We start from the raw sequence: 16,590 nt of genomic DNA, 5'->3' as shown, positions 1-16,590 counted from the left end.
ATGCAATGACGCAATGGATGACCGAGGCACCCGAGGAGGTCAAGCAGAACGTCCGTGCCTCGTCATGGAAGTCCCTCATGCTCACCGGCAAGGATGTCGACGGCGGAACGGTCTTCTCCCCTCAGGAGATCGTCGACCGCGTGCTGGACGGGAACGATGAGCTGACCATGACCGTGGCCCTGCCGGTTGCGCTCATGCTCAACAGGAGGTTTGGTCCCAAGAACGGGATCAGTGTCCAGCTGGAGGAGCAGGGAGCCGACGCCGGTGACCCTCTGCCCGAGGGCGCCCCCTTGCCTGACGCGCACGGCATGCAGGAGGCCACCAACGAGGAGCCGACGCCGCAGCCGGACCAGGCCTCGCAGGCCCCTTCCGATGAGGAGACGATCGACTGGATCTTTCCCGCCTACGACTATTCTCGCGAGGATCTTGACCGGCCTGAGGAAGGAGGGCGGGTCCCGGTCACCGTCAGTGACGTCGGAGGCAGCCTGCGCTACACCTGGCCCGACGCGGGACAGTCCGAGGTCTATCGGGTGGTCATCTCGGACCTGGAGGATCCCTATAGCCCGGATGACTTCGACGAGGCGGCTGTCACCGAGGGTCTGAACGCACTGGACTCGGCCCCGTGGACAACGGCCGTGCGCTTCGTCACCGTATGGGGCTACGAGCGCCTTGGCGATGGCGAGAAATATCTGGGGCAGTGCCGGCGAGTCGCCAGTCGCGTCGTCGTTCACCCCGTGGCGCAGTGGTCCCTGAGCTTCAACTCCGAGTCCCGGTGCGTTGACGCCTCCTGGGAACCTCCGGTGGCTCCCCCCGGGGCCACGGTGAAGGTGCGTACCGCCCGCCTTCCTCTGGAACAACCAGTAGGGCGTTATCTGCGCGGGAGCGCCTGGCTCAGCTGCGAGATCCCGAATAATGGAGCGGGGTTTCAGGACTCTGAGAATCTCGTGGGGGGAAAGCGGTACAACTACGTTGCCGCCGTCGAGGCCCAGATCTCGGGGGAGACCTACACCTCCACGCCGATCCGCCAGCAGATCACTCCCGAGGTGGAGCGCGAGAAGATCGTCGACCTGGCCATCGCTGACGACGAAGGGGGCGACCCGGCGCGCGGATCGGCTCTGAGACTCACGTGGACCCAGCTGTCTCAGTCCTCCGTGACGGTCTACCGCACTCAGAGGCCCGTGGACCCGGCGGCATCCGATCGAGCCACGGTTCCCGAGGAGGCACTGGCGAGCGCGGGCCTTCCCCAGGATGCGGCTATCACCGCGGCCGCAGGCATCGAGGAGCTCGACACTCCCGCCCGGCAGCTGCGCACGATCTCTGCGGTTCCATGGCCTGATGGGCACGAGTGGGACACCATCTACTTCACCCCGGTGACCTTCCACGGTGACGGGGAGGTGACGATCGGGACGACCTCCCAGCGCAAACGCGCCACCAGCATCGAGAACGTCACGCTGACTCGCCGTCTGAACTGGGATCTGGTGACATTCACCTGGCCGGGCGATGCGACTCTTGTGGAGCTGCGCATGACGGCTCCGGACGCTCCGTTCGATGCCTCGACAACACCTTTCATGTCCGTGACCCATGAGGACTACCAGGCTGATGGTGGCTGCGTCATCAAGAACGGCCTGCCCGCTCCCGGCGGGTGCCTCCACCTCAATGCGATCACCTACATGTCCGGCACCCAGATCTCCTCACCGCCAGTGAGTATCGAGGTTCCCTCATTGTGGACCTACCAGTACTCTCTCAAGTGGCCGGGCGACGTGAAAGTCATGGGCGGTTTCATGCGTCAAGCGGTGGCGCGTTTCGGGCATACCGTCGTCGAGGTCACCGTTGAGGCCCTCAGGGGGGTTCCTGACCAGTCAGGAGCTATCGGGCTGACGCTGCTGCACAACCCCTCGCACCTTCCTCTTCACGCCGCCGACGGGCAGAGGGTCGGCTTGTTCCTGGAGCGCCCCACCAAGGACAACCCCCAAGAGCCTGCAATGTCCGTTCTGGTGCCGCCTAACGGACAGCCGCTGTCACTATGGTTCGATCACTCGAAATTCCCTGCCGGATACTTCAGGCTGGTTGTCGACTCCTATCCGCTGAGCGCCATTGACGAGGGGGCTAAGCATCAGGCGCTCGAGCACTTCGGTCTGGTCGATCCGTCACTCTCGGATCTCATCAAGAAGGGGTGACCCTCGTGGGAGACGACTCTGATCCGACTGTCGGTTTGATGCCGGGATGCGAGCAGCTTCTCTACACCAACGTCGATCATGTCGTTGACGGGGTAGAACGCTCGGGGTGGCAGACAATGGCGCACTCTCCCGGCCTGAGTGAAGACGATGCAAGCACGCTGTATACGCTGATCGACCCCACCCTCAACCCCGTGACGCCCCTGTCCGGATTCCCCACGGAGCAGGAGGTGGCGGCAGCTGATCGACGCCTGGCGCAGTTCTCGACGGACAAGGGCCTGGTACTCGTCCACACCGCCCCGGCGGGGAACGACACAACGGGACGGCCCAACACCATGACTCATGTGGTGCTTGTCAAGCACCATGAACCGGCGCCCGACCTGCGGACCATTGACCTGTGGAGATCACTCGGATGGGTGACTCCCTTCGGGCCCGAGCAGGTGAGGCAGGCGGAGCTACCCGACCCGGCGTCACTGCAACCCGGCGCCAGCGTCGACGATGACACGGTGGCCGAGTTCCTCTCCGACGGCTCACGGAGCCCGGCCCTCGTCGCCATGGCCGATGCTCTCGAGCCGGGGCTGCTCCAGGCGATCCGTGCCCGATGGGATGGCCTCCCGTCTGACCGGTCAAGCAGGAGGAACACTGTGATCCTCGCAGTGTCCTCGACCGATGAAGCCGCCCTGTGGATCGGCGCGCTGCTGCGCACCTGTGCCCCAGCCACCGGGCGGTACCTGAGCTACTCCGTCCTTCAGAGGATCCTGACGCCCTCGGACGTCGAGATGCTCGTGCAGTCTCGTATCGACGTGGCCTGCGTTCCGAGACAGGACCTGAAGAACATGGGGGAGTCTCGAGCGGGCCTGATCGTCATCGACCCGAACGAGGGCGGCGCCGTCGAGCCGGCGCCAACGACGTCGTGGGGACGCCTGGTGGCCCTCATGAGTCAGGACCTGGGAGCGTGGGTCGCCGCCTACGAAGGGATGAAGGACGTCCTCAGCCTTCTGCCCGATCATTCCGATCTCAGCCCGGGGTGGCCGCTGGCCGCGGCCGAGGCCTGCGATCCTGGGCTCCTCGAGCCTCAGCAGGAGGGGACGCCGCGCTCTTCACAGGACGCGGCGGCGCGCACGCAGGACGAGGCGGAGCTCATCGAGGTTGAGCTCGTGTCGTGCTATCCCAGGTCCATGGTCGGTAACGACTACCTCGCGGCCGTGGTGACTGATCGCGTACTCGGCTCATCAACGCGGAGCCCTGCAGCCTGGTATGAGCGACTCTCTCAGATTCCCCGCTGGGCGCCAGTGAGTGGACTCGTCAGCGGGCTCTGCGAACGCTACCTCGATGCCGCGTGCCGTGAGGTCCGGTGGCTGACCGACCTCGAGCGCCCCGTCTCCGAGCAGGCCAACCGTTGCCTGCGTGAGTGGAGCGGGATGCCGGAGCATCGCTCCGCGGTCGATGCGGCACTTGCGCACGCCAAAGAGCGTGTCGAGGCCGAGCAGCCGGGAACTGCTGGGAGCCTGCGCGTCTTGGATCGCATGCTCCGCGAGCACGTCAACATCTCAACCAGGACGTGCGATGTTCTCCTGCAAGGAGACGCCGACATGATGCAGCCGGCCGCCAACGGTTCCCGTGAGCAGCGTGAGATTCTTGCTGTGCCGGCGATATCACTCACCCGTAGCATGCTGGCCGACCGGGTGAACTGGCAACTCGATAGTGAGGAGCACTCTGGGCGACTGAGGGTCCTGCCCAGTCTCAGTCCCGAGGTCCTGGACTGGTTGAGCCAGGACAACGAGCCCGGAAATCGAGTACAGATTGAAGCCCAGGTCGCTTTGACGAGGCTTGCCGCTGGTGGGAATGACGTCGGCCGGGCATGTCGCGCGCTGGAGCGTCTGGGAGGCCTCTTCAGGCTTCAACCCACGGTGGTCACGGCGCTGTCACAGCGGGCGACGCCCGACATGGTGCAGCACCTCCCTCATAGTTGTCAGAACTTCCACGAGATCTTCACCGAGGTCCTGGCCAGGAGCTATGACTCGAAGAATGTGGACAAGGTGGCCCGGACCTACCTCAACCGCCGCGGATTCACCGATCACTCCCTGACTACCAGGCTGGATCATCGTTTCTCCCCTTCTGCTGCCATGAGCCTGGTCGTGCTCAGTCGGAAGATGCCTCTGATGAGCAAGCTGGGCGTCGATGCCGCCCTGACCTACGCTGGAAACATCCTGATCGCCATCTGTGCGCTGGCGGCTCAACGTCAAGACCTCAACCGCGAATCGGTGCATCAGGCGATGATCAAGGCCCTGGGAGTGCTGCTGGCCGGAGTCTGGGGCGGCAGGCGCGTCGTTCTTGAGGACGTCGTCTTGAGAGGCAACGGTCCCGAGGTTCGGTTGGTGAATCAGAAGCTGGAGCAGGTGATGACGGAGCTTCCTGATATTCTCCAACGTCACCCGGAGTACCTGGTCGCCGACGAGGATAACGGGTTGGGTGTACTGATACCGCCCCTGGTTCGGAACCTCTATTTCAGCAGTGGCGTTCGCATGTCCGAAGACATGGGGGCCCTGGTTGATGCGCAGGTGAGTCAGCTGGAGCGAGTTGAAATGCAGTCCTCCGCCCTGTTCTCAGGTAAGGACGACGCGGCTTTAGCGACAGCTCGTGCTGTTATCGCTCGCGGTGGTGCTAGGGGGGTCGAGCTGTCACGACCAATTCTTTATGGCCTGTTCAATAATGATGCCGGGGCGCGCCGCTGGGTCGATAAGACCCTGCTGTCGGCTGCGGGGCGTGGCTCCGGAAGTCGTCGGAGGATACTGAGATGATACTGAGACTGCTGTGGGAAAGGAAAGCCAATGCCTGACATCCTCGCCAGTGGGCAGTGGAAAGAGTTCTCGGTGAGCAATCGAGGCGCTCTTGAGATCGGTCTGGTCGCTCCCGTGCCCGCCACCTTGGAGGTCGTGGGCACCTCGAGTGCTCCGAAGTATCTCGGGGCTTCGCGCGATGCCGTCGCGTTCCCCGGAAGAGCGGTCTCGGCTGAGCGGCCCGTCATCGTTCGTGCCAACGCGTCATCCCAGGAGGCTTTCCCCGGCGACTGCGTCGTCGACCTGTCCTTCGACGCCGCCGGCGGGGAGCACGCCTACCTCATCAGGGCAATCCCGGTGGCTGGCCAGGCCAGTGCCCCCCTCCTCCAGCTCACGCTGGAGGGTGAGGCGATTCGTGTCCGTCCAGGTGAGGGAGGTGCGGCGACGCTCGGGCTGGGGGGCTGGTGCGCCAAGCGCAGGCAGGAGTCCGGGGCGTCCTTGGTGCCGACGGTCACGGAGGTCGTCGTTGACGCCTCCGCGTCCATGGTGCAGCACCGGTCCCGCGTGGAGTCGTTCCTGGACTTTGTGGCCGACTTGTACGCGGTTCTCGGCGTCGCTGCACCTCATGTACGTTCCCTCAGTGTCGGTGGCTCGGTCGATGCCTCGTCAAGGGGGGTGGGCGGGGTCGGCTCGGTGCAGGTGGACCCCGATGCCCGGGGCAGGCGCATCGTCGTGACTGACATTCCCTTGGAGGCGGGGCGTTGCGAGTGCCTTGTCCTTGGCAGCCCGGAGATCGTTCGTGCGCTCGCCCCCCACAGCGGGGCGCCCTACTTCGTGCCCAATGGTGATGCGTGGAACGAGCTTCTGCGGGAGGATGCGGCTTTCACCTCGCAGACTCTCGCCACCATGGGCCCCCTTCTGGACTGGCTCTCTCAGCCCGCTTCATCTAATGCGTCGATTGGAACGTCATCATGAGTTCTGCGTGCCCGTACTGCTTCACTCCGATCTCTCCGTCCGAGATATTCCTGAGGTGCACCGGAGGGTGTGCTGAGGTCCCGGATCCTCAGGCCTCTGCCTACGCCGGTTATGAGATGAATCGTACTCCTTTCTATCGGGAGACTCTGAGGCAGGACGTCAAGGTTCTTCCGAGCGCGGTGAAGTGTCGGCGTTGCCAGTCGATGTGCGTGCAGGAGATCTGCGGCGTCTGCCATCGAGACCTTCCACAGGGCTGGCGCGATGCCAACGTGTTCACCATGGCTATCACGGGAGCGCGGGGGGCGGGTAAATCTGTTTACATCGCCGTCATGGTCAATGTGCTGCGTCGGTATGCGCAGGAGAGGGCGTGCACGGTGCAGCCATACACGCGCCGCACCCACGATGCCTACAATGCCATGTACTATCGGCCGCTGTTCAAAGAGAATGTGGCCATGGAGGGCACCCACCCGCTGGGTGTGGGGGCGTCCTTCGAGAGTGATCCTCTTATCTGGGAGGTCTCAGGGGCTCGATCGGGGCGTCTGTATATCGTGATGCGTGATGTTCCGGGTGAGGACATGGAGAATCTCACTGGTCGGCCGCCCGCGTTCAGCTTCCACGATCGAGCCGACCTGGTCATCTTCCTTTTCGACCCGATTCTGCTGGACTCGGTGCGTCAGGTGCTCTCCGGCATCATTCCGGACGTCGATAAGGGGCGACTGGGGGCGCGATCCGGGGAGGTGCTGCCGGCGATCATGGGGCTCATGGAGTCCGGTCGGGCGCTCCTGGCCCTGACGGTCTCCAAGTTCGACTCCCTGCATCAGCTGCCCCAGGCGATGAGCCCGATGGCGCCGGCGCTGGCCAACCCGGCGGCACACATCAACCGGGATGACACCATGATCCTGGCTGGTATGCAGGAGCCTGACGCCGGTAGGGTGCTCATGGACGACCTCGATTTCCTGGACGCAGAGGTGAGGTCTCTGTTCCAGCTGATCGGAGAGAAGTCGGTGACGCTCCTGGCTGAGCAGGCGAAGGCGAACCGGCAGATCCATGAGTATCGGCACTTTGCCGTGTCTGCGGTCGGTGAGTCTCCGCGGCACAAGGGGCGGCTCACCGAACGAGGTATCTCCCCGTTCAGGGTGCTCGATCCGGTGCTGTGGGGCATGCACGTCAGGGGGCTGTCGTTGTGACGCACTCGGCAAGGCCGTCGGCTCCTCGTGTCCAGGGCGCCGGTGGCGTAGCCTCGGGGTCGTAGCGACCCCATCGGTACCCTCAGGCAAGGAGCCTTATCGTGTCTCGTCCTCTCTCCCGTGGACCGCAGTTCGACGACGACGCAGAGGCGGACGCGGCCGTCGACTGTACCGATCACATTGACCGTGGTCGGCCCACCGAGCGGATCGATCTTGCCCAGATGGAGGCGCAGTCGGGGGCCACGGAGGCCATCGCCATGCCGCCGGGGGACGAGGGATGGGGGTACCTGCCGCCGTCGACGTCGACCCCGCAGCTGGCCGCCTCCCCGGACCAGCGCAGCCAGTACACGCAGGTCCTTCAGCCCATGCCCGCGGCGCCGCAGACGATGGCCATGGAGACGCAGCCGGTCTACCCGGCCGAGCCGGTCCAGCCGGTCTACGTCACCCCCGAGCCCGCACGGCCCATGGTCTCCCAGGTGCCGGTGCAGGGGACCTGGAGCGAGCCCGAGCCGGAGCCCCCGGTGCAGCTTCCGCGTCCGCCTGAGCGCCGTCGCACCGCCGCCCTTCCGGTGGGGACGATCATGGTGCTCGTGGCCTGCGGAGCCCTGGGGTGGGGGACTTACACGCTGCTGAGCACGCTGCACGTCTTCGAGATCCTCTCGACTCGGAGCTGGACACCGAACTGGGCCGCCATCGGCGCAGCCGGCGGTGGCGCGGTGCTGGCCTTCTTCGCCTTCCTCGTGTCCTGCTCGGCCCTGGCCAGAGCCAAGCCGAAGGGGCCTGCCGTCCTACTGGTCCTGGCGGCACTGTTCCTGCCCCTGGTGGCCACAGGAGCGGGCGTCTACTACGGGGCGGGCGTGCTCAAGACGCACACCCTGGCCGAGGCGGAGAGCTTCTCCGGTCAGATCAAGATCGGCAACGTCGACCAGGCCCTCAAGGCCCTGGAGTCCGGCGCCTCCTTCCCCGGACGGGACGACCTCATCAGCATCCTCAACACGGTCAAGGACAAGGCCGCGGAGCAGGGCGTCGCCCCGTCGGACACGGACTCGCAGGGGACCGACCAGTCCGGGGACCAGCAGGACGGTTCCCAGGACGGCGGCTCCCAGGACGGTGGCGGTCAGGACGGCGGGGACGGCCAGCAGGGTGAGGGCGACTCGGACGGCGGCCAGGGCTAGCCTCGGGCGCGGTGGGACGTTGGGCGCACCGAGGGCGGCTCTGTCAGTGCTTATTCGCGGGCGGTGCTGATCGCATGTCAAGACTGGGTGACGAAACTGGTGCGCGGCCGGTTTCTGTAGGGTAAAACTGCCGTGTTTGATTCCCTATCGAAGGCAGCCCTGTGTCCAACAGCAGTTTTCCTCCCGACCCTTCGTATGGCACTGGTGAGGCTCCAGTCCCTGCGCCCCCGATGACGTCGGGGCCGGAGACCGGCAGCTTCCCTGCTGTGCCCGTGCCGCCTCCGCCGAGTGCCCCCGTGCCTGAGGCGCCCAGTGCGGCCGTGCCGCCTCCGCCGCCCCCGGCCGCCGCCCCCGGAGGAGAAGCCGTGGCCGCCCCGAACACGATGGGCGTCCCGGCCGCCGCCCCCGCTCCTGGAGCGCCGGTGCCACAGGCTCAAGGCGGGTTCGTGCAGCCCGGGCAGGCCGCTCAGCCTTCGCCCCTGGCGCAGACCTTCACCGCCTGGTTCCGCGGCCCGGGCCTGACCTCCACGGCCCTGAGCTTGGCGATCGTGCTCGGATCCGCAGCTATCAGCGCGATCCTCACGATGGTGGCCGTGTCGACCACGGACTCGACGAAGACGTTCCCGACGACCTTCTCCACGCTGCCGTTGCTCATGGGCTGGAGCCTGGGTGGGCAGTTCGTCATGTCAGGGTCGAACGAGTACGAGACCGTCACCCTGACCTTCACGCTGCTGCCCATGGGGGCGCTGACCGCCGCTGGCATCGGGGTCTTCTGGCTGGCGCGCCGCCGGGCTGCGGTTGACGGGTCGGCGGCCCCTCTGGTCCCGACTCTGGCGCGGGCCGGAGCCGAGGCTCTGGCTGTGGCGCTGGTGGCCTGCTTGGTGACGGCTCCGTTCTCCATGACCGCCAAGATGATGGGGTTGAAGGTCATGACGGTCTCCTCCTCCGCGCTGATGACGATCCTGCTGGTGACTGTGGTGGTCTTCGTGGCGCTGGTGGTGGCTCGCAGTGGCGGGGCGCTGCTTGAGCGCCTGCCGAGCCCGGTGGTGCAGATCGGCCGTGAGCTGGGTGCCCTGAGCACCGCACTGGGTGTGGTCCTGGGGAACTTCATCATTGTCGCCTACATCGCTGCGGTACTGATCCAGGGGTCGGGTTTCGCCTCGATTCTTCTGCTGCCGGTGCTCCTGCCGAACCTGGTTCTGCTTGCCCTGGGCATGGGGTCCCTGGGAGGTATCACCCTGGACAAGAGTGAGGCCGCGGCGGCTCTGGCCTACTTCCTGCCGTCCTTGGGCGGCGAGGACGGCGGCGACGCCTACGCCTGGACCTGGTTCGGCAGCTGGTCGATCCTGCTGTTCGCGGCCATGATCGTGGCCATCGTGGCGGCGGCGGTGCGCGTGGGCGTCAGGCGTGCCCGCACGGGGCGGACCGAGTGGCAGCGCGTCTGGCAGCTTCCGCTCGTGTCACTGGTCCTGGGGGCGATCGTCTTCTATGGGCTGCTTCCGTTGCGTTTCTCAGGCGCTGACACCCCGATGCGTTCCTCGGGCGGTGGATCGGGCCACTACATGTCTGTGAGCATGCAGCCCAACGCCCTGACCTTCTTCCTGACCGGGGTCGTGGTGGCGATCATCTCGGTGCTGGCGGAGCTGCTGCCCCTGTGGGTCTACTCCTCCTTCCCGGCAGTGCTGCGGCTGGCCGGTGGGAAGAAGGCCAGTGCGGCCTGGCGTGCGGGCACCTCCGGCGTGGCTCCGACGTCGTCGGCCCAGCAGTGGGCGTACAGCACCGACCCGGCCACGGGGGCCAGCATCGCCACGGACCCGGCCACCGGTGCCGTCTTCTCCATGGACCCGGCGACCGGCCAGTGGGTGGAGACCACGCCGGCCTCGCAGGCCCCGGCTCCCGGCTTCGGCGGTGTGGCTGCCGCGGGCGCGACTGCGTCGGGTGAGCTGCCCGAGCCCGCCCCGATGAGTGCGGCCTCGCGCAAGAAGGTCATTCTGGGACTGTCAGTCTTCGGGGTCGTGGTGGCGCTGGTGGTTGCCGGCGTCGTCGCGCTCAACGTCGTCAACGGCATGCGCGGACCCGAGAAGGCGGTCGAGAGCTACCTGACGCTCCTGTCGGAGGGGAAGGCCTCCGAGGCCACCAAGATGGTGGACCCCGGTGTTCCCAACGACCAGCGCAAGCTGCTGACCGACGACGCCCTCAAGGCCGCCAAGGCGAGGATCAAGGTCACCAAGATCGACAAGCCCACCATCTCCGGTGACACCGCCACGATCAAGGCTCACCTGTCCCTGGACGGGAAGGCCTTCGAGTACGACTTCACCGCCTCGAAGTCGTCGGGCTCCTTCGGCCTGGACAGCTGGAAGGTGGATAAGCCCCTCGTGGTCTCCGCGGACTTCAGCTCCTCCTCGCTCCCGGGGCTGAAGGTCGCTGGGGTTGCCATTGACCTGGCCAAGGAGAAGGACGGGTGGAGTGGGAGCCGCACCTCGACCCAGTTCGCCTACCCCGGTGTGTACCCGGTGTCGGCGCCGGACTCCGTCAGTAAGTACCTCTCTGCCAAGGAGACCTCCTTCACCCTGATTCCTTCGGGCAAGGGTGCCGCCTCGGAGGCCGAGTCGGTGGGCACCCAGAAGGTGGATGCCACTCCCACTGACGAGCTCAAGACCAAGGCGCTGGAGAAGGTCAAGGAGCAGACGAAGACTTGTGCGACCGTTCCGACGAACTCGGACAAGACCTGCCCCTACCAGACCTCCTCGGACATGACCTCGTTGTCGGTGGAGAAGGACGCCACGAAGGTGGAGTTCTCCGAGGACAGCAATGACCTGTCCTTCACCTCCGACGAGATCAACATCTCCGGGTCTCCCAAGCCGACGGCCTTCGACAAGAACCCCAGCCCCCGCAAGGCGAAGTTCACCTTCTCCGGGAAGGTGGAGCTGCCGGAGGGTGATGGCGAGCCCACCATCACGATCGAGTCCAGCAGCAGCGTCTTCTAGGGCCACTGGCCGGTGCCGGCCGCTGGGTCGGCACCGGCCAGCAGGATGCGTTCGCGGCGCGTCGTCTCAGGCGGTCACCTTCAGGGTGGAGCCGCCCGAGGCGACGCGCCGCACTGCGATGCGCTCGGCGATCTGGTCGCGCAGCTCGGCCACGTGGGAGACGATGCCGACGGTGCGCCCGCCGGCGCGCAGGTGGTCGATCTGGGCCATGACCGCCTGGAGGGTGTCGGCGTCCAGGGTGCCGAAGCCCTCGTCGATGAAGAGGGTCTCCAGGCTCACGCCCCCGGACTCGGCTGAGACGACGTCGGCCAGGGCGAGGGCCAGTGACAGGGAGACGTAGAAGGTCTCTCCACCCGAGAGGGTCCGGGGGTCGCGGGTGCGCTCGTCACCGAGGTGGTCGACGACGGCCAGGCCCAGTCCCTTGCGGCGCCTGCGTTGGCTGGTCTCCTCGGCGACCCGGATGAGCTCGTAGCGTCCGGAGGACATCTGGGACAGGCGCTCGTTGGCGAAGACGAGGACCTCCTCGAAGCGGGCCTGCAGCACCCAGGTGGCCAGGGGCGTGCCGGCCTCGTTCTCCCCGCGGGCGAGGTTCGCCACCCGGATGAGGTCGGCACTGGAGCCGGCCGCCTCCTCGTAGGAAGTGGCCGCCTGCTCGACGCCGTCAACGGCCCGGCGCAGGTGCTCGTGGGACTCGGCGGTGCGCGCCTGAGCGGAGGCGGCCTGCCTGGCGGCGGCATCTGCCTGGGCGAGCTCGGCGGTGGCATCCTCGAGGCGGTCCTCCTCCTGGCCGCTCAGGGCGGCGATCTGCGGGTCCTCCAGGCCCAGGCGGATCCGCTCGCGGGCGGTGGCGGCGGCGCGCACGCTGGCCGTCAGGGCCTCGATGGCACCGCGCTCCATGAGGGCCGCCGTCGCCTGGGCCGCATCGGTGAAGCCCTCCTCCTTCAGCGCGGCGGCCAGGTCCGCCAGGGCGCTGCGGGCCTGGGCCAGGGCGGTGCGGGCTGTGTCGACGTCGGCGGAGGCGTCCTCGGCCTCTTTGGCCCGCACGAGGAGCGCGGCGGCGCGGGCGGTGACGCTCGGCCAGGTCCCGCGCGCCTCCAGGCAGCGCCGCTGGTCCTGGGTGAGGGCCTCGCGCTCGGCCTCCAGGCGGCTGCGGGCGGACTCCTGGGCGGAGCGGGCGGCATCGAGTGCGGCGCGCTCCTGCTCGGTGCCGGCATCGAAGGCGTCGAGGCGCCCGGCCAGCTCCTCGGCGCCGTCGGCTGCGGCTCGCGCCGTGGCCAGGGCGGTGGCGGCCGCCTCCAGTGCCTCCTTGGCGGCGGGGGCATCCATGCCGTCACTGGTGCGCTGGGCCTCCTCAAGCCGGGTGGCACAGGTGTCGCGCTGCCGGAGGGCACCGGTGAGTGCCTCGTCGGCCTGCCGCTGCTGCTCCTCGGCGGCCTCGACCTGCTGACGGGTGGCGCCGTCGGTGCCGGCGGTGGCGGGGGGGGGGTGGGTGGTCGAGCCGCACACGGGGCAGGGCTCACCCTCGGTGAGCTCACCGGCGAGTGCCCCGGCGGTCCCGGAGATCCAGGCCAGGCGGGTGGCGCGAACTCGTTCGGTCGCCTCCCGTGCGAGCGCGGCCGCCTGAGCGCAGGCGGCGTCCCGCTGGGCGAGCTGAGTACTGAGCTGCTCGACGGCGAGGGCAGCCTGGTGGCGCTCCTCGGCCCGGGCCCGGCGGTCTTGAAGGCCGTCGAGGCGCTCGTGGGCCGCGCGCGCCGCCTCCAGCGTCTCCACCAGGGCGGTGCGCTGTGCGGGGCGCTCGGCGAGCTTCTCCGCGCGCTGCTCCAACTGGGCGGCGGCGCGCTGCAGCTCCGCCTCCCGCTGCTGCAAGGCACTTTCGCGCTCAGGGAGACCGGCCTCGAGGTCCACGAGGGTCTCGAGCTGCCCGTGCTCGCGACGGCAGTGGTGCGCCAGGTCGTCGAGGTCGTCGGGGCTCAGGGCCTCAGCGCGGTCCGTCTCCGATTCACCGGCCGCCACAGGGGTCTTTGCCGCGTCGGAGTCCTGTGGGGCCGTGTCCACTTCGGTGGCGCCGGCCCTGGCCTCGCTGGGTTCGGCCTCGAGGGTGGTGAGCTGGCGCTGCGCCTCACGGACTAGGGGCTCGATGAGAGCAGCTGGCGTCACCGCGGCACCGTGACTGCGAGCCGCGCTGCCGGTGGCCTCCTCTGCGCTGTCGGCACTGGTGACTCCGGCCTGTTCGGCCAGGTGGGCCAGTCCGCTCTGGTCGGCGCGGGCGGCCAGTGCGGTGACGGCCTGCTGGGCGCGGCGACGGGTGGCCTGCTCGGCTGCCAGGTAGGGCCGCACCCGGGAGGCTCGCTCGGCATCCCGGAGGTGCTCGGCGTCGGCGGCGTCCTGCTCAGCGCGCTCGGCCAGCCGCTCCTTCTCCTCGATGAGGGCACGGCGCCGTTCCAGGAGGTCGTGGAGACTCTGGGCCTCCTCGCGCGCCGACTGGGCCCGGGTGAGGGCCGCCCCCGCGGCCTCGGCCCGGGCGTCGGCCGATGCGACCCGGTTGCGTGAGTCCTCCAGCACCTGGGCGCCGATGCGGCGAAGAGCCGCCAGGTCCGGTGCGGCTCCCGCTATCGCCGCCTCCAGCACCTGGGCGGGCGTTGGAGCAGGACCAGCGTCGGCCTCCTCCGGCTCCGCACGGTCGGCGTCATCCATGGGCAGCGGCAGCGCCTCCTGGGTCCCTCCGGGCGGGGCCTGCGGTGACGAGTCATCCGGTGACGAGTCCTCTGGGAGAACCGCCTGATCGGCGTCGGCGGTCTCCTTCCCGGCATCTGCGGTCTCAGTGGGGGAGGGTGCCTCGGTGAGGAGGGGGTGTCGTCCCAGGGAGGTGACCTGCCCGCGCAGGTCGGCGGCGGCCTGCTCGACCCTCCGGGCCCCGTCCCGGGAGGTCTGGATGAGGGCGTCCTGGATGGCGTCGTAGATGCCGGTGCCGAAGAGATCCTTGAGGAGGTGCTGGCGCTCGGAGGAGTCGGCGCGCAGGAACCGGGCGAACTTGCCCTGCGGCAGGACGACCGTCTGCGTGAACTGCTCCCGGCTTAAGCCCACGGCGCGCGTGATCTCCGCGTCGGCGTCGCCCACGCGGGTGACGGGCTCGTCGAGCGGTTCCCCGCCGACCTCGGCCAGGTGCCAGAGCTTGACGGTGCCGTTCTGGGTGGTGGTGCCTTGCCCGCGCCGCTTGGCCCGCTCGTAGGTGGGGGTGCGGCGTACCCGGTAGACGCCGGCGCCGGTGGAGAAGACGAGCTCGATGACGCTCTCGGTGTGCGGGCCGACGAGGGTGGAGCGGATGCGCTCCTTGGAGGAGTCGGCCGAGTCGGCCACGTCCCCGTAGAGGGCGAAGACGATCGCGTCGATGATGGTGGTCTTGCCCGAGCCGGTGGGGCCGGTGAGCAGGAAGCGGCCGGAGGCGCCCACGGCGTCGAAGTCGATGTGCTCCCGCCCCGCGTAGGGGCCGATGCCGGTCATGGTCAGGGAGTGGATCCTCATCGCTCGCTCCTCGCGCTCGCCAGGGCGGACTCGTACGCGCTGCGCAGGACGCTGCGCTCGGAGGGCTCGGGGGCGCGCCCGCAGACGTTGTCGAAGAAGTCCTCGGTGATGCGCAGCGGGTCTGCTGCGGCGGTGACGGTGATGCGCTCGCGGGCTGTGCGCGTGGGGGCCTCGTGCTGGAAGGCCAGGAGGTTGGGGAATCTTTCCTTGAGGGTGGCTAGGGCGCCGGGTGGCCGCTCGCCCTGGAGGATGACGCGTACCCAGGCGCCGGTGGCGTCGTCGAAGGCGGGGGAGAGGAGCTCGGGCATGGTGCCGGTCAGGGTGCGTACCTGGTGCAGGACCGGGGTGGGAATGCGCTCGAGGCCGGTGACGCCGTCGGCGTCCAGGTCCAGCAGGACGGAGGACTTGGTGGCGGCGTTGCGGGCGCCTTCGGCCTCGTCGAAGGAGAAGGGCAGGGGTGAGCCGGAGTAGACCAGGCGTGGGCCGGCGGGCCGGGTGAGTTCCTGGGGCCGGTGGAGGTGGCCGAGGGCCACGTAGTCGAGGCCGCCGCTGCGCTCGGCCAGGGGTGAGCCGCCCAGGGTGGTGAAGACGCCGGAGGGTACGGAGTCGATGCCGCCGACGCGAATGTCTCGCTCGGACTCGCAGGCCTCGCCGCCGACGACGAAGGCGTGGGCCATGAGCAGGCTCGGTATGCGCCGGGTGTGGCGGGCGCGCAGGCGGTCCAGGTCTGCGGCCACGAGGCGTAGGGCGGCGGAGACGACGGCCTCGTGGGAGCGGGGCAGGCGTGGGCGCTCCGGTGGGTCGGGCTGGGAGGCGGTATTCCCGTTCTCGGCTTGGTCTTCTCCTGCTGTGTGCTTCGCGGGGGTCTCTTCGCCGAGGCGTTCGGCGAGGAGGGGCGGGAGGATCTCGCGGGCGGCGTCGGGGTCGAGGTAGGGCAGGGCGTGGATGATGGCGGCGTCGTTGCCGTCGGCGTCGGGCAGGATGATGCCGCGGTCGAGGCCGGCGGTGCGGGCCCGGATGATGAGGCCCTCGCGCATGAGGTCGGCGGCGAAGCCGAGGCGGCGGGCGGAGTCATGGTTGCCGGGGGTGAGGACCACCCGGGTGCGCTCGGTCAGTCGGCGCAGTGTCTCGTCCAGGAGGGCGACGGCGTCATTGGGCGGGATGGCGCGGTCGTAGACGTCCCCGGCGACGAGGACGGCATCGACCGACTCGGCGGTGACGAGCTCGACGAGGTGGTCGGCGAAGGCGGCGTGGGCGTCATCGAGCACGCGCCCGTGGAAGGTGCGTCCCAGGTGCCAGTCGGAGGTGTGGAGGATCCGCATACGGACACTGTCTCACAGCCCACCGACATCAATGACGGCACCCTGTGGCGGTCAGTCTCCGGATTCCTGTTCCGGGTCCTCCTCGGTGCCGTCCTGCTCGTCCTCTGAGTCCGACGGTGTCTCGAAGAGTTTCTCTGCGTCCTCAATTATTCCAGCGGCGCGATAAGCGTCTGCGAGGTTGTTGCGTGTGGCGAGGCTTCTGGGGTGGTCGGGGCCGAGGATGCGGGTGCTGTGGTTGAGGCTCTGCTCGAGCAGGGGGATGGCCGCACTGAGACTGCCGGCTGCTTGGTAGGCGCTTGCGAGGTTGTTGCGTGTGGTGAGGGTGTCGGGGTGGTGGGGGCCCAGGATGCGGGTGCTGTCGTTGAGGCTCTGCTCGAACAGGGGGATGGCCGCACTGAGTCTGCCGGCTGCTTGGTAGGCGCCGGCAAGGTTATTGCGTGACGCCAGGGTGTGGGGGTGGTGGGGGCC

The 16,590-nt window shown here is 68.2% G+C and carries 9 protein-coding genes; 6 read left to right on the top strand and 3 right to left on the bottom strand.

Annotated features, from left to right (window positions below; genetic code table 11):
• The first annotated feature begins 17 nt into the window (after positions 1 to 17).
• The 6 genes from HMPREF2883_RS11075 to HMPREF2883_RS11050 all read left to right on the top strand — a co-directional run bounded on the left by HMPREF2883_RS11075 (position 18) and on the right by HMPREF2883_RS11050 (position 11,278).
• Positions 18 to 2,177, top strand: coding sequence for a SaeA-related protein (locus tag HMPREF2883_RS11075; protein ID WP_176747215.1), 2,160 nt, complete (start codon positions 18 to 20; stop codon positions 2,175 to 2,177).
• Between the two features lie 38 nt (positions 2,178 to 2,215).
• Positions 2,216 to 4,975, top strand: a complete 2,760-nt coding sequence (locus HMPREF2883_RS11070) for a GAP1-N2 domain-containing protein (RefSeq protein ID WP_256277456.1) — start codon at positions 2,216 to 2,218, stop codon at positions 4,973 to 4,975.
• Positions 4,976 to 5,005: 30 nt separating this feature from the next.
• Positions 5,006 to 5,929, top strand: a complete 924-nt coding sequence (locus HMPREF2883_RS11065; RefSeq protein ID WP_070662347.1) for a hypothetical protein — start codon at positions 5,006 to 5,008, stop codon at positions 5,927 to 5,929.
• Positions 5,930 to 6,132: 203 nt separating this feature from the next.
• Positions 6,133 to 7,116 (top strand): hypothetical protein, encoded by a 984-nt coding sequence (locus tag HMPREF2883_RS11060; protein WP_256277452.1) that lies wholly within the window; start codon positions 6,133 to 6,135, stop codon positions 7,114 to 7,116.
• Positions 7,117 to 7,217: 101 nt separating this feature from the next.
• Positions 7,218 to 8,291, top strand: a complete 1,074-nt coding sequence (locus HMPREF2883_RS11055; RefSeq protein WP_070662341.1) for a hypothetical protein — start codon at positions 7,218 to 7,220, stop codon at positions 8,289 to 8,291.
• A gap of 365 nt (positions 8,292 to 8,656) precedes the next feature.
• Complete coding sequence (locus HMPREF2883_RS11050; RefSeq protein ID WP_070662337.1) at positions 8,657 to 11,278, top strand: hypothetical protein; 2,622 nt, start codon at positions 8,657 to 8,659, stop codon at positions 11,276 to 11,278.
• 66 nt (positions 11,279 to 11,344) lie between these two features.
• Here HMPREF2883_RS11050 and HMPREF2883_RS11045 read toward each other — a convergent pair whose 3' ends face one another.
• The 3 genes from HMPREF2883_RS11045 to HMPREF2883_RS11035 all read right to left on the bottom strand — a co-directional run.
• Positions 11,345 to 14,800, bottom strand: a complete 3,456-nt coding sequence (locus HMPREF2883_RS11045) for an AAA family ATPase (RefSeq protein ID WP_070662334.1) — start codon at positions 14,798 to 14,800, stop codon at positions 11,345 to 11,347.
• Positions 14,797 to 16,122 carry a metallophosphoesterase family protein gene (locus HMPREF2883_RS11040; protein ID WP_070662330.1) on the bottom strand — a complete coding sequence of 442 codons (1,326 nt, stop codon included), beginning with the start codon at positions 16,120 to 16,122 and terminating at the stop codon, positions 14,797 to 14,799. Before HMPREF2883_RS11040 ends, HMPREF2883_RS11045 begins: the two co-directional genes overlap by 4 nt.
• Before the next feature lie 51 nt (positions 16,123 to 16,173).
• A partial coding sequence (locus HMPREF2883_RS11035; protein WP_141759107.1) for a tetratricopeptide repeat protein occupies positions 16,174 to 16,590 on the bottom strand: 417 nt, incomplete at its 5' end.

The sequence above is a fragment of the Actinomyces sp. HMSC075C01 genome (genome assembly GCF_001812965.1).
Classification (GTDB): Bacteria; Actinomycetota; Actinomycetes; order Actinomycetales; family Actinomycetaceae; genus Actinomyces; species Actinomyces acetigenes.
Note: the sequence above shows the minus strand (reverse complement) of the source record. Positions and strands in the feature narration are given on the sequence as shown.

Coding starts and splice junctions, on each gene's coding strand:
- HMPREF2883_RS11075 (WP_176747215.1), top strand. CDS start 18: ATGACCGAGGCACCCGAGGAGGTCAAGCAGAACGTCCGTGCCTCGTCA.
- HMPREF2883_RS11070 (WP_256277456.1), top strand. CDS start 2,216: ATGCCGGGATGCGAGCAGCTTCTCTACACCAACGTCGATCATGTCGTT.
- HMPREF2883_RS11065 (WP_070662347.1), top strand. CDS start 5,006: ATGCCTGACATCCTCGCCAGTGGGCAGTGGAAAGAGTTCTCGGTGAGC.
- HMPREF2883_RS11060 (WP_256277452.1), top strand. CDS start 6,133: ATGTGCGTGCAGGAGATCTGCGGCGTCTGCCATCGAGACCTTCCACAG.
- HMPREF2883_RS11045 (WP_070662334.1), bottom strand. CDS start 14,800: ATGAGGATCCACTCCCTGACCATGACCGGCATCGGCCCCTACGCGGGG.
- HMPREF2883_RS11040 (WP_070662330.1), bottom strand. CDS start 16,122: ATGCGGATCCTCCACACCTCCGACTGGCACCTGGGACGCACCTTCCAC.